This window comes from Sphaerospermopsis aphanizomenoides BCCUSP55, from assembly GCF_001586785.1.
GTDB classification, from domain to species: domain Bacteria; phylum Cyanobacteriota; class Cyanobacteriia; order Cyanobacteriales; family Nostocaceae; genus Sphaerospermopsis_A; species Sphaerospermopsis_A aphanizomenoides_A.
This window is the reverse complement of record NZ_LUFH02000037.1, coordinates 1-12,989: the sequence shown is the minus strand read 5'-3', so window position 1 is coordinate 12,989 and position 12,989 is coordinate 1. Positions and strand designations below refer to the sequence as shown.

The window sequence follows — 12,989 nt, the reverse complement described above, 5'->3', positions numbered from 1 at the left end:
TGCCGCTGCTAGTATAAAAAGGACTGCAAAAAAAAAGTTTGTTAAATTTTTTTATATAGACAATAACGTCGTTTAAAGTGCTAAGATTTATGCGAAGTCATTAATGTTTCCATTTATTTCCGTGGCTAGAGCAAGTACTGCAATTGGTGTAAGTCCAATTATTAAAGAGATTGTGCAAAAACAGGCACATTCTACCCGTTTGACCTTAAAAGAGGTTATCCTCATGGGAATGTTAGCAATTGATAGGCTTGATGATCAAAGCCGTCAAGAGTTAGCAGATCAAGTGCATCAAAGACAAGTAACTGGTGACATCTGATTCTGCATTGAGTAGTCTAAACTCTAGAGTCTTTAGTGCCACACTATTAATGGCACTCCAGACAATAGCAGAACGGCGACTATTCAACTATCGACTCTTACCTAAATCAAGAGCATTTTCCCATTCCATCCACCTCATTGAGTTCACAAAGTATGCAGCGGTGTTGTTGAATTTCCTCAGCAAATACCGTTTTTCCACAGACTGTGAAGGGATTTCCCACTAGATTCCCTTCATTAGTAAAAAACTGAATAAGAACGAGTGTGAAACTCTGAGGTTTGCTAAAAAATAACGCACTAGATGGCGTTAAGTTGCCGCTGGTTTACAGCGGCGTAAACAACATCAAATGCAATATTGGCGATTGTTACTAAAAAAAGCAAAATTGCGCTGTGCTTATCTTTTAGAAGATTCTCGCAAATATCCCGTCCATCAGGACAAATATGGACTTTATAGCCATACTTGATTGCATTTTGCAGACTGTGGCTATAAAGCTAAAACGATTTTTTGATTAACCAGAAGATGCGGTATTTTCAGCGATTCCCAAATCGCTTTTCCTGCATCTTCAACATTAATGTCAATAGTACGTATTTATTAATTTTGTAATATATTTTACTTATTTTTAGTTATTTAAACGCAGAGGAACACGGAGGTTAGCGCAGAGGTACACAGAGGATGAAAGGATGAAAAACAAAATCTTTTTTCATCCTTCAAGGTGGTTAGGGTGTTCCCACTGCACCAGAGTAAATTAAACCCCGTTGCATATCTAGGGTCAAAATCACTCCATCTTTGATGACTTGTGTTGCTTCTTTAACACCGACAATCACTGGTACACCAAGACGTAAACCAATGACTGCTGCGTGACTGGAGAGACTTTCCTCTTCTGTAATAATACCGCCGGCTTTGCGAATTGCTTCTACAAACTCAACTCCAGTACGGGGTGCGACTAAAATATCACCTGGGTTAAAGTTACTCGCATCCATCCCAGTGTGAGCTACCCTTGCGCGGCCACTGACTGAACCTTGTCCTAGTCCTATTCCCTGACCTAGTATTGCTGTCACTACTTCTACTTTAATCAGGTCTGTTGACCCAGAAACGCCTTGCAGGGTGCCAGCAGTCATTACTACTAAATCACCTTCTGTTAAGAGGTTTTTTTCCTGAGCGACGTTGATGGCGGCTTGGAATGTCTGTCCAGTGGAGGGTAATTCTAGCACCAGTAATGGTTTAACTCCCCATACCATTTGTAGCTGCCTAGCTACGTTGACATGGGGTGTAATGGCTAAAATTGGGGTTTTAGGACGGAATTTAGAAACGTTGCGAGCTGTAGCGCCTGTTTGGGTTAAGGTCATAATTGCTGCTGCACCGAGATTTTCGGCAATTTGACCTACAGCTTGACTGATAGCGTTGGGAATGGAACGTCTGTTATCTCTTGTCTGACGAGAGGAGTTTTGTGCTTCTTCTTGTTCGATACGTTCTGCTATTCTCGCCATTGTGGCTACTGCTTCTACTGGGTAGCTACCAACTGCGGTTTCATTGGAAAGCATGACTGCATCTGTACCGTCCAGAATGGCGTTGGCTACATCGGATACTTCTGCACGGGTAGGACGGGGGTTGCTGACCATGCTATCTAACATTTGGGTGGCGGTAATGATGGGAATTCCCAAACGGTTAGCTGTGGCAATTAGTCGCTTTTGCAACACTGGTACATCTTCGGCTGGTAGTTCTACTCCTAAGTCACCTCTAGCCACCATTACACCGTCACACAAGGATAACACTGCTTCCATTTGCTCGATGGCTTCGTGTTTTTCAATTTTGGCAACGACGGGGACGTTTTTGCCGGTGCTGGAAATAAGTTCTTTAATTTCGATGATGTCTTGGGGGTTGCGGACAAAGGAAAGTGCTACCCAATCTACGCCTTGGTCTAGACCGAACATCAGGTCTTCTCGGTCTTTGTCGGTCATGGCTTTGATGGATAGGTAAACTCCGGGAAAGTTAACGCCTTTGTTATTAGAAAGTTTACCGCCTACGGTGACTTGACAGTGTAAATCTCCTTTGTCACTGTTAATTTCCTCGACTACCATTTCTACTCGTCCATCATCGAGGAGTATTTTGGCACCGACGGGGACTTCTTGCGCTAAATAATCGTAGGTAACGCAGCTAATTTCTTGTGTACCGACTACTGGACGATTGGTTAATGTAAAGCGATCGCCCTTGGCCAAAATTATATAACCATTTTCAAATCGCCCCAAGCGAATTTTTGGACCTTGCAAATCTTGGAGAATGGCTACTGGTCTATTGAGTTCAAACGCGGTTTGCCGAATTAACCGAATACTACGCTGATGGTCAGCATGGGTTCCGTGGGAGAAGTTGAGCCGTAGGGTGGTTGCACCAGCTTCAATGATTGCTTTGAGCATTTCTGGACTGCTGGTAGCAGGTCCAATAGTAGCAACAATTTTGGTTCGGCGCAGAGAATCTCTTAATTGCGTCATGGGGTGGTTTCAGGATTTTTGGATCTATCTGGGTAATAATCGTAAGTTCAGCGACCGCTCTTTTCAGTCACTGTTTTATCATCAATGGACAATTGATAATTGACAATTGATAATTGGTTAATTTGGCTTCAAAGCTCTCTTTTGAAAGAGAAAGTTTCTTTCCTCCCTGCTGCTTATATTTAAGGCTCTTAAGCGAGCAGTGTTGAAAGTGGTAGTTGCGGTATAGATTTGAGATCGTACACCAATCTGCTCTGCAACCTGACTTTAGGAGAGCTTTTTTTATCCAAGCACTGTTATAGTCTGGGATCATAGCTCCATTTATTTGCTAATCGGCAAGTTTGGGGATAAAACTTGCTATACAAAGCTTTACATAACTTTACTCTTTACTAAGATTTATCTTATATTTGTAATATTTGCTCATATTTGTAATATTTGCTCAACAAGGAGATAATAATGCTCACGTCGGAGGCACAAAAGCCACTGACAATCCCCCCCAAGGAACTTTTAGCACCTCCCGGTGATTTTAATCCCACACTACTGCTGTTTTTTGTGGTGGTTATGATGTTGGTATTATCTAACTTTGGTTACTGGCTGTGGGATTGGCCGCATTGGTTATGTTTTAGTATTAATACTCTGGCCTTACATTGTTCTGGGACGGTGATTCATGATGCTTGTCACCAGTCTGCTCATCGTAACCGCATTATTAATGCCATGTTAGGTCATGGTAGCGCCTTAATTTTAGCTTTTGCGTTTCCAGTATTTACACGGGTACATTTACAGCATCATGGTAATGTCAACCACCCTAAAGATGACCCTGATCATTATGTGTCTACAGGTGGTCCGTTATGGTTGATTGCGGTGAGGTTTTTATACCATGAGGTATTTTTCTTTCAGCGCAAATTGTGGCGTAAGTATGAGCTACTGGAATGGTTTATTAGCCGTTTAATTGTGGTTTCTATTGTTTATATTTCTGTCCAGTATCACTTTTTGGGGTATATTCTCAATTTCTGGTTTATTCCGGCGTTTGTAGTGGGGATAGCATTGGGGTTGTTTTTTGATTATTTACCCCATCGTCCCTTTGTAGAAAGAAGTCGCTGGAAGAATGCTCGCGTTTATCCTGGTAAAATTCTCAATGTGCTGATTTTGGGGCAGAATTACCACTTAATTCATCATTTATGGCCTTCGATTCCTTGGTATAATTACCAACCTGCTTATTATGTGATGAAGCCGTTATTGGATGAAAAGGGTAGTCCGCAAACTTCCGGTTTGTTGCAGAAGCAGGATTTCTTGGAGTTTGTTTATGATATTTTTGTGGGAATCAGATTTCATCAGCATCACGATTGATGTGGGTTGATAGTTCTAAGTTTGTAATTTGGGCTGGTTGTTCAGCCCATGCAATGATATTTGTTGAGAGTGATTGAGTTTTGTTTTCGAGCGAATCAGCTAAAATTCTATCGCTTGGTTAATATCTTGCTGTTGACTAATTTTATCACTACCACATAGTAAAAGTATAATATTTGTAGCATTTTTGTTAATCTCTGGTTTGGTGTTGAGGTTTATAAGGAATGAACCACGAAGAACACGAAGAGCGCGAAGGAAGAGTAAGAAGAAGAGGAGAGAGTAAAAAAGTAAAATAAATATACTCTCTCAGCTAACATCAGGGTTCTATATTTTCTAATATAAAGTTTTCTAATTTTGATAATTCAACTCCTAAATTCTCCAAAACACGTATTGCTACACCTTCACCTTCGGAAAGTAAAGCTAACAAAAGATGCTCTGGAAAAATTCGCTCATTCATCATTGGGATAGATAGTTGATGTGATAGCTCTAAAACTCTGACTGCACGTGGGGTAAATTGCACTTCTTCTATGCGAACCCCTGAACCTCTACCAACAATTTTTTCAACTTCAAGACGTGAATTTTCTAGTGTTACACCATTGTTCTTTAGTGCAGATGCAGCTAATCCAGTATTTGCATTAATCAAACCCAAAAGGATACTCTCTGCTCCAATAAACTTATGACCCAATAGAGAGGTTTCTCGATATGCTAAATTGATTACTTTTAAAGTTTCTTCGGTACATTTTGATAACAGTTCAATAAATTTTGATCTATTTTCTGTTTCCAGAATATATGATACTATTTCGTCTGGTATCTTTAAAAGCTTTAACCAATCTTGCACAGACTGAGGACGCTTTTCTGATTTCAATTCTAGTCCTTTGAGAATTGCTCTATTGACTCTATCACTAATGTTTGGATTGAGTTTATTTGGTGGTGCTAGTGGTTCACCCATCGTTCTAGATACAGCACCTTCTGGTTCTTTTCCTGTCAAGACTTTATATAGTGTTGCTGCTAGGGCATAAACATCAGTAAAAGCACCTCGTTTAGCACGCGGATTATATTGCTCAGGAGGTGCATAAAACAATGTTTTATGTGTCGTATGTGTTTGTGTTAAATTAGGTGTAAAATCACGTGCAATCCCAAAATCAATTAATACTGCTTCTGATTTACCAGAACGTATCATTATATTTTGTGGTTTAATGTCTCGATGCAAAAAACCATTACTGTGAACTACGGTTAACGCTTCACCAATTTGTTGAATGTAATTTAGTGCCAAATCTTCAGATAAAATGCCGTGATTTCTTACTAAAATTCCTAAATCTTCCCCTTTTATATATTCCATTACCATTCCCCAAATATCACCCTCTTTGATACATTCATAAATTTTGACAATGTGAGGATGATGGCTACACTTAGCTAGTTTTATCGCTTCATTGATGAAATCTTGCAGACATTTATCAAAATCATCACTGTCTACATCTGTATCTTTAAGGGTTTTTATCACAACTGGATTACCCTTTTTGTCTTTAGCAAGGTAAGTGATTCCAAAACCACCATGTCCCAGTTTCTTTTCTATGGTATATTTACCGTTTTGTAATTGCTGTCCTGATAACCAAACCATAATCTGTAGAATGATAGAGTTATCAGTTTATTTTGGCACAATTTTAGATGTAAGTGCTAATTAAAGGTTGTGATCGGTTTAAAATAATAGAAAATCCTAATGTGACAAACTAAGAACCTATGCCAAAAACTCTTCTGAATGAAATTATTAACCAGCTAAATAGTTTAGAACAGGATGAACTACAGCAGCTTAATCAAGCCATTCAAATATATCTGACTGATAAAGCACAAGCTCATCAAATCACACAATTTCACCAAGCACTTTTAAATTCTGGTTTGGTGAAAGAAATTAAACAACCCACTGCACAACCACAGGAAAGAACACTAATTCAGGTACAGGGTAAACCTGTTTCTCAAACTATAATTGAGGAACGCTGCTAAATGACTGTTTATTTCTTTGATAGTAGTGCTTTAGTTAAACGCTATGTTGCGGAAATAGGTTCAATTTGGGTTGAGAGTTTGTTTCATCCTAGCTTAAAAAATAATGTGTTTATTGCAGCCATTACTGCTGTAGAAATTACTGCGGCGATTAGTAGACGTGCAAGGGGTGGAAATATCTCTCCTACAGATGCTAAAGCGGTATATTCTCAATTAAAAAATGATCTCCAATCTGAATATCAAGTGATTGAAATTACAGATAACATCATTAATTCAGCTATGACATTAACAGAAAAACATGGTTTACGCGGCTATGACGCAGTTCAACTCGCTGCTGCTCAAGCCATAAATAATCTTTGCATAGCAAATAATTTGCATCCGTTAACTTTTATATCCGCTGATCAAGAATTGAATAATGCCGCAGTTCATGAGGGTTTAGTTGTCGATAACCCCAATAACCACCCCTAAACCTCAAAAACACTCTTGCTAGTTCTTGTCAAAACAACAATATTTGTGACAATTACGCTAGAATTATTAAAGGTTCGTTACAGAATTGGCAAAACATCCCCACTTCTGTTAGAACAGCCAAACATTGTATTTCTTAATCTAAAAACACTAAAGTACACCCAAACTCTCTATGACGCTCCCAATTCGTAACGTCGCCATTATCGCTCACGTTGACCACGGTAAAACCACTTTGGTTGATGCTCTCCTCAAACAGTCCGGCATTTTCCGCGAAGGCGAAGACGTTCCGGATTGCGTCATGGACTCCAACGACTTGGAGAGAGAGCGCGGAATTACGATTCTTTCCAAAAATACTGCGGTTAAATATAAAGAAACCCTGATCAATATTGTTGATACCCCTGGACACGCTGACTTCGGTGGAGAAGTAGAACGGGTACTCGGCATGGTTGATGGTTGCATCCTCATTGTTGATGCTAACGAAGGACCGATGCCTCAGACTCGCTTTGTACTGAAAAAGGCTTTGGAGAAAGGATTGCGTCCTATTGTTGTAATTAACAAAATTGACCGCGCTAAAGCTGATCCTCATGTTGCCGTTGATAAGGTGTTGGATCTGTTCTTGGAATTAGGCGCTGATGACGATCAGTGTGATTTCCCCTATCTGTTCGCTTCCGGCATGGCAGGTTACGCCAAGGAAACCTTGGAAGCAGAAGCGGTAGATATGCAGCCTTTGTTTGAGGCTATCCTCCGTCATGTTCCCGCACCTGTGGGCGATGCTAACAAACCTCTGCAATTGCAAGTAACCACCCTGGATTATTCTGAATATCTGGGACGGATTGTCATTGGTAGAATCCATAACGGTACGATCCGCGCTGGACAACAGGCAGCGTTGATAACAGAAAATGGTACTATTGTCAAGTCTAAAATTTCCAAGTTAATGGGATTTGAAGGCTTGAAGCGGGTGGAATTACAGGAAGCAACCGCAGGCTATATTGTGGCGGTCGCTGGTTTTGCTGATGCTTATATCGGGGAAACTATTACAGATCCTAATGAACCCCAAGCGTTACCACTAATTAAAGTGGATGAACCAACTTTACAGATGACCTTCTGGGTGAATGATTCACCCTTTGCAGGTCAGGAAGGTAAACTGGTTACATCTCGTCAAGTGCGCGATCGCTTGTTCCGGGAATTAGAAACCAACGTAGCTTTGCGAGTGGAAGAAACCGACTCCCCTGATAAATTCCACGTTTCCGGTCGGGGTGAATTACACCTGGGTATCTTAATTGAAACCATGCGTCGGGAAGGTTACGAATTCCAAGTTTCTCAGCCTCAAGTAATTTACCGCGAAGTTAATGGTCAACCTTGCGAACCTTACGAACTTCTGGTTTTAGACGTTCCTGGTGATGCCGTTGGTAGCTGTATTGAACGTTTAGGACAACGGAAAGGGGAAATGCAAGATATGCAACCCACTGCGGGCGATCGCACTCAATTAGAGTTTGTCATTCCTGCCCGTGGTTTGATTGGTTTCCGTGGTGAATTTATGCGGATGACCCGTGGTGAAGGCATCATGAACCACAGTTTCCTTGACTATCGCGGACTTTCTGGTGATATTGAAGCCCGCAACAAAGGCGTTTTAATTTCTTTTGAAGAAGGCGTTTCTACTTTCTACGCCATGAAAAACGCAGAAGATAGAGGTTCATTCTTCATTACTCCAGGAACCAAGGTTTATAGAGGCATGATCGTTGGTGAACACAACCGTCCTCAAGACTTAGAATTGAACGTTTGCAAAACCAAGCAGTTGACTAACCACCGTGCAGCAGGTGGTGATGAACTAGTACAGTTGCAAGCACCTATAGATATGAGCTTGGAACGTGCATTAGAGTACATCGGACCTGATGAATTGGTAGAAGTAACACCTCAATCTATTCGTCTCCGCAAGATGGCGAAGAAGTTAGCGAAACGCTAATTTATCCAGGGTGGGAAAAACAAACCCACCCTCATTTTTTATCTGCGTTTATCCGCGTCCATCTGCGTTCTATTAAATCAACTTATCTCTGGGTTTCCAAAAAAAGTTTAAGAACTCCCGGTTCGCAATAATTACCCCTATTCTCAATAATATTGATATAGATTCCTAATAATTTTACGAGTTTTGGTTTTTTGGGCGATTGATATTGACATTGTTTTGACTTTTTGATATTTTTGTTTAAAATCCCAAGGGATTGATATGAGGTTTTTCTCACGCAGAGACGCAGAGGCGCGGAGAGAAGAAAAAGAGATTTATACTAATTTTATAGAATATTGAAAGTTCGCTATTTTGCCAGGAGTGGAAAGGATGTTGTTGGAATTAAAGCGCATTCATGTACCACCAGGACAAAGGGTTTTATTAGAAAATGTCACTTGGACAGAATTAGAAGCAATTCTGGAAGAATTGGGAGAACATCGTGCAGCTAGAATTGCTTATTATCAGGGAATAGTAGTAAGTAGGACTCCTTTACCAGAACATGAATTTGATAAAGAAATTATTAGTGATTTAGTTAAAGCTTTACTAGAAGAATTGTATATTGAATTTCTCAGTCTTGGTTCTACGACTTTCAAAAATCAATTTATGGAAAAGGGGATAGAACCCGATCAATGTTTTTATATTCAAAATGAGGCTTTAGTTAGGGGTAAGAAAAGGTTAGATTTAACTATTGATCCTCCTCCAGATTTAGCTTTAGAAATTGATGTTACCTCTCGCACTCATCCAAATATATATCAAGCTTTGCAAGTTCCTGAGTTGTGGAGGTTTGAAAATGGGAAGTTGCAAATTAATGTTTTAGTAGATGGTAATTATGTGGTGTCTCAGTCGAGTTTGAGTTTTCCTGGTTTACCTTTAATTGATGTGATTCCTCGATATTTGGAAAATAGTGGAATTAATGGGAGGAATGCAACTATTAAGAGGTTTAGGAGTTGGGTGAGAGAGCAGGAAAAGAGGTAGTTGGAAAGCAAAATGATAACTGAATTTACTCAAGATATGCCAACGCATGGAGTATTAAAAGTTTTTATAGTCTAGTTAAATATCGTGTCATGGGTTAATATAATTAAATACCAACCTATGAACAATAAATTGTTTACATGAACGAACAAAACCGTAATATTACTTATAACATACATTTATCTTCGGGTGGCAACTTTAACCAGTCGATAGAAGGACCTTACTTGCAAGTACATGGCAATGTCAATATTAGTCAGGACTTATCCCAAGCGGCTGTTCAGATACAAGAGTTATTACGCCAGCTAGAAAATCAGGGCTATCATCCCCAAGACGCGCAACAGAAAGTAGCGAAAGACTGGGTAAATGAAATTAAAAAGAATCCTCAAGAGAAAGGTAAGCTAATTAAATTAGGTCAATCTATACGTGATGCTTCTGCAAGTGCTGTTATAGGAGAAACTACAGTAGGTGTCATAAAATTAGTTTTTGCGTTATTGGGTATTCCTTTGCCATTTTAAGGTTTGGATTACTAGCAATAAAGCAATGATCAGAAGTTGATCTATGAAAATTACTGTAAAACAAATTGTCCAAATACTGAAACAATTCTATCTTCTGATCAATCGGCTTTCTTGGGTAGAGAAAATTATATTGCTGGTTTTTAGTATAGCTTTCATTAGGGCTGTATACATAACAATTATTAATTTTGTAAAACAATTGCTCGATTATATTTTTGCAAACTATCAAATTATTATTACTATTGTTTTCGGAATCTTAGGAATAATTATATTTGGGTTAGGATTATATTTATATATTGTTAGAGTTAGAGGTAAAGACCAACAAAATATTTTGGAGGAAAGCTATTTAGATGATGATATACATGAAAATATAAATATTTATAGTGAAGGTAACTACAACGAAAATATTAATGGCGATTATATTGAGATACAAGGAGATTATATTAGTATAAATCAAAATTTTTCAGAATTTGCTACTGAACTTCGTGAGTTGGTTAATCATCTAAAAAATCAAGGATATAGTGAAGAAGAGGCTAAAACACAAGTTGCAAGTGAATTAGCAGAGGAAGCTCGTAAAAAGCCTCAAGTGAGAAAAAAGCTTTTCACATGGAAAAAATCTTTTGGTGTCAAGGCTGCAAAAACTAATGATGAAACAGAGGTAGCGAAAGAAGCTGTAAGAAGTGCTACAAGTTATAGTTATACGTCTTCTAAAGATTTCACTGAAGTAGTATCTGGGTATTATAAGAATCTGGATGAATTATTGCAAGCTAGAAAATGGCAAGAAGCTGATTTAGAAACAGCTAAAATTATCTATCTCATAGCTCAAAAAGAATTACCTAACACTTCACCATATAAAACTTATCTTCAAAATCATTTTGATGCAGAACATATTAAGGTTCTTCCTAGAAAGGACTTAAATAATATAAATAAACTTTGGTTAAAATACAGTAATGGACGTTTTGGTTTTAGTGTTCAAAAACGCATTTGGAAAGAAATTATAGGTCGCCATGACAGAAATTATATGACTTATAATAAATATGAAATCAAAAAAAACTTTGCTGATCAAGTAGGTTGGCGTAACGCAGATGAGTGTATATATTACTCGGATATTTATTACTCAAATGTAGCACCACCCGGACATCTTCCAATACGTTTAATGCTATTATCAGGTAAATCAGAACGATGCAATATAGATTTTGAAAGATTAGAAGTTATTGTTGGACGTATATATGGACGTATATAAATCCGATACGTAGGTTGTTTTGAGGAACGAAACCCAATAAAAAACAAAATTTTGATAGTTTCGCGCAAAGACGCAAAGAAATTAAAATTTTACCTCATGAATATCTTTCAGGTAAATAATCATCATCTAACAACTTACCCAAAGAATAAGGACATTTTTCTGGTAAAATAGATAAATCAGTCTTACTCTCCACAAAATCAACCGCACTGTGATAAATATTATCTAAATCATCCTCTAACTTATTTCTTAAATTTGTAGTCAAATGATTATTTAAGTCATACCTAAAAGTTTTAACTTCCCCTATCCAATGACGATGGTTTCTGTCATATTCTACCTGCCAAAATTGCAATAATAATAAATGAATAATAATTTGTCTCAAAAGACTTTTCACCTTCGCTAAATCTCTTTTTCCCAAACTAATTAATTCCTCAATTAAATTTTCTATATCTAGTTGATTAAACTGTCTTTGTTTTAATAACTCTATAGTCTCCTCCAACCATAAACTTTCATCACTTTCATAGAGTTGCTTTAAATTAGTAATAATAGTCATAACTTCACCCTTATCTCTAATACCATCATACCTCTTAATCTCTCTCTGCGCCTCTGCGTGAGATAAAAAAATCTAACTATCAACAATTTCCAAATCTGCAAAAATCCCAAAATGATCCGAAGGATAAAGATAACGATTATTCGCTGCTGGTTGATTAAGAATAACTCGACAATCTCGCACCTGTAAACGCTGATTAATAAAAATATAATCTAAAGTACCCTTCCAAGGTTTCCAACTTCTATCAAAAATCAAACGTCTCCAAAAGTATTTTAATCTAGTTTTCCAACTCAGTTTGTCTTGACCTAAAAGTGTGGGACAAGTATATTCTGGCTCAATTCCATGATATACTTCATAAGCTGAACGATATTTTTCTTTAATCATTTTTATTCCCGAAGTATCAGGAGTACCATTAAAATCTCCTACAGAAATAACAGGTATTTGATCATCAAACTCTGATAACCAATCTAACATTAATTTTATTTGTTTATTGCGTTTTTTATGTGAACCGGGATACCAAAAATAATGACCATTACAAATAACAAAAGATGTGTTATCATTTAACTGAATTTGTGCATACTGAGCAATTCTTCCCTGATGTTCTAAATTTATTGCGGCTGTTTTTTAAATCGGATAACGACTGAGAATAGATAAACCAAAAGGTAAATCACTACCACATACTTCTTTAGGTACAGCTTTATAAATATGGGGAATATTTAATTGTTCTGCAATCCAATTAGCTGTATCTTCTGGTAAACTCACCTCTTGTAAAGCAACGATATCAGGATTTTCAGCTTTTAGTCCTGCTATTAATAATTCTCGGCGTTGTTGCCAATAATTAAGTTTAAAAAGAATATTGATTGTAATGATTTTCATAAATAAATAAATAAATTAATTAATAACATTATGCTTTGCTAGTAGTTTCGCCTCAGCATCAATCTTTCTCTGTCATTTATGCAAAATCTTGAGTTAACGCATTATTAGAGATGAGTTAAGTACCTGAGCAAAATTAATTTAACATGTTTGAGACAAACAAAAATCTCTGGATTCCTTACCTGTTAACTGTTCCCCGTTCCCTGTTCCCTCTCCAAAATATAAAATTTAGTTTGCACGACT

11 protein-coding genes and 1 pseudogene are annotated in these 12,989 nt (G+C 37.7%); 8 read left to right on the top strand and 4 right to left on the bottom strand.

Annotation, left to right across the window (positions count from 1 at the left end):
- The first annotated feature begins 103 nt into the window (after positions 1-103).
- Complete coding sequence (locus tag A0J48_RS11345; RefSeq protein WP_200323141.1) at positions 104-316, top strand: hypothetical protein; 213 nt, start codon at positions 104-106, stop codon at positions 314-316.
- A 713-nt stretch (positions 317-1,029) separates the two neighbouring features.
- Here the strand turns inward: A0J48_RS11345 and pyk are convergent.
- Complete coding sequence (pyk, locus tag A0J48_RS11340; protein WP_200323139.1) at positions 1,030-2,799, bottom strand: pyruvate kinase; 1,770 nt, start codon at positions 2,797-2,799, stop codon at positions 1,030-1,032.
- Between the two features lie 453 nt (positions 2,800-3,252).
- Here pyk and crtR point away from each other — a divergent pair, with 453 nt between their 5' ends.
- Positions 3,253-4,143, top strand: coding sequence for a beta-carotene hydroxylase (crtR, locus tag A0J48_RS11335; RefSeq protein ID WP_200323137.1), 891 nt, complete (start codon positions 3,253-3,255; stop codon positions 4,141-4,143).
- Positions 4,144-4,456: 313 nt separating this feature from the next.
- On the opposite strand, the gene A0J48_RS11330 is transcribed toward crtR, so the two are convergent.
- Positions 4,457-5,758, bottom strand: a complete 1,302-nt coding sequence (locus tag A0J48_RS11330; protein WP_200323135.1) for a serine/threonine protein kinase — start codon at positions 5,756-5,758, stop codon at positions 4,457-4,459.
- 119 nt (positions 5,759-5,877) lie between these two features.
- Between A0J48_RS11330 and A0J48_RS11325 the strand changes: the two genes are divergently transcribed.
- The 6 genes from A0J48_RS11325 to A0J48_RS11300 all read left to right on the top strand — a co-directional run bounded on the left by A0J48_RS11325 (position 5,878) and on the right by A0J48_RS11300 (position 11,326).
- On the top strand, positions 5,878-6,138 hold the full coding sequence (locus tag A0J48_RS11325) for a hypothetical protein (protein ID WP_200323133.1): 261 nt from the start codon (positions 5,878-5,880) through the stop codon (positions 6,136-6,138).
- On the top strand, positions 6,139-6,603 hold the full coding sequence (locus tag A0J48_RS11320; protein ID WP_200323131.1) for a type II toxin-antitoxin system VapC family toxin: 465 nt from the start codon (positions 6,139-6,141) through the stop codon (positions 6,601-6,603).
- 169 nt (positions 6,604-6,772) lie between these two features.
- Positions 6,773-8,563 carry a translational GTPase TypA gene (gene typA, locus A0J48_RS11315; protein ID WP_200323129.1) on the top strand — a complete coding sequence of 597 codons (1,791 nt, stop codon included), beginning with the start codon at positions 6,773-6,775 and terminating at the stop codon, positions 8,561-8,563.
- A gap of 366 nt (positions 8,564-8,929) precedes the next feature.
- Complete coding sequence (locus A0J48_RS11310) at positions 8,930-9,574, top strand: Uma2 family endonuclease (RefSeq protein WP_200323127.1); 645 nt, start codon at positions 8,930-8,932, stop codon at positions 9,572-9,574.
- 137 nt (positions 9,575-9,711) lie between these two features.
- Positions 9,712-10,086, top strand: a complete 375-nt coding sequence (locus A0J48_RS11305; protein ID WP_200323125.1) for a hypothetical protein — start codon at positions 9,712-9,714, stop codon at positions 10,084-10,086.
- Between the two features lie 43 nt (positions 10,087-10,129).
- Positions 10,130-11,326, top strand: coding sequence for a GUN4 domain-containing protein (locus A0J48_RS11300; protein ID WP_200323123.1), 1,197 nt, complete (start codon positions 10,130-10,132; stop codon positions 11,324-11,326).
- Positions 11,327-11,420: 94 nt separating this feature from the next.
- Here the strand turns inward: A0J48_RS11300 and A0J48_RS11295 are convergent, their stop codons facing one another.
- Together A0J48_RS11295 and A0J48_RS27590 are read right to left on the bottom strand one after the other, a co-directional pair.
- Positions 11,421-11,876, bottom strand: a complete 456-nt coding sequence (locus A0J48_RS11295; protein ID WP_200323121.1) for a DUF29 domain-containing protein — start codon at positions 11,874-11,876, stop codon at positions 11,421-11,423.
- Positions 11,877-11,948: 72 nt separating this feature from the next.
- Positions 11,949-12,749 (bottom strand): annotated as a pseudogene (locus tag A0J48_RS27590) (endonuclease/exonuclease/phosphatase family protein).
- Positions 12,750-12,989: the final 240 nt, after the last annotated feature.

Excerpts from the sequence above, each read along its gene's own strand:
- A0J48_RS11345 (WP_200323141.1), top strand. The coding sequence starts at position 104 with ATGTTTCCATTTATTTCCGTGGCTAGAGCAAGTACTGCAATTGGTGTA.
- pyk (WP_200323139.1), bottom strand. The coding sequence starts at position 2,799 with ATGACGCAATTAAGAGATTCTCTGCGCCGAACCAAAATTGTTGCTACT.
- crtR (WP_200323137.1), top strand. The coding sequence starts at position 3,253 with ATGCTCACGTCGGAGGCACAAAAGCCACTGACAATCCCCCCCAAGGAA.
- A0J48_RS11330 (WP_200323135.1), bottom strand. The coding sequence starts at position 5,758 with ATGGTTTGGTTATCAGGACAGCAATTACAAAACGGTAAATATACCATA.
- A0J48_RS11325 (WP_200323133.1), top strand. The coding sequence starts at position 5,878 with ATGCCAAAAACTCTTCTGAATGAAATTATTAACCAGCTAAATAGTTTA.
- A0J48_RS11320 (WP_200323131.1), top strand. The coding sequence starts at position 6,139 with ATGACTGTTTATTTCTTTGATAGTAGTGCTTTAGTTAAACGCTATGTT.
- typA (WP_200323129.1), top strand. The coding sequence starts at position 6,773 with ATGACGCTCCCAATTCGTAACGTCGCCATTATCGCTCACGTTGACCAC.
- A0J48_RS11310 (WP_200323127.1), top strand. The coding sequence starts at position 8,930 with ATGTTGTTGGAATTAAAGCGCATTCATGTACCACCAGGACAAAGGGTT.
- A0J48_RS11305 (WP_200323125.1), top strand. The coding sequence starts at position 9,712 with ATGAACGAACAAAACCGTAATATTACTTATAACATACATTTATCTTCG.
- A0J48_RS11300 (WP_200323123.1), top strand. The coding sequence starts at position 10,130 with ATGAAAATTACTGTAAAACAAATTGTCCAAATACTGAAACAATTCTAT.
- A0J48_RS11295 (WP_200323121.1), bottom strand. The coding sequence starts at position 11,876 with ATGACTATTATTACTAATTTAAAGCAACTCTATGAAAGTGATGAAAGT.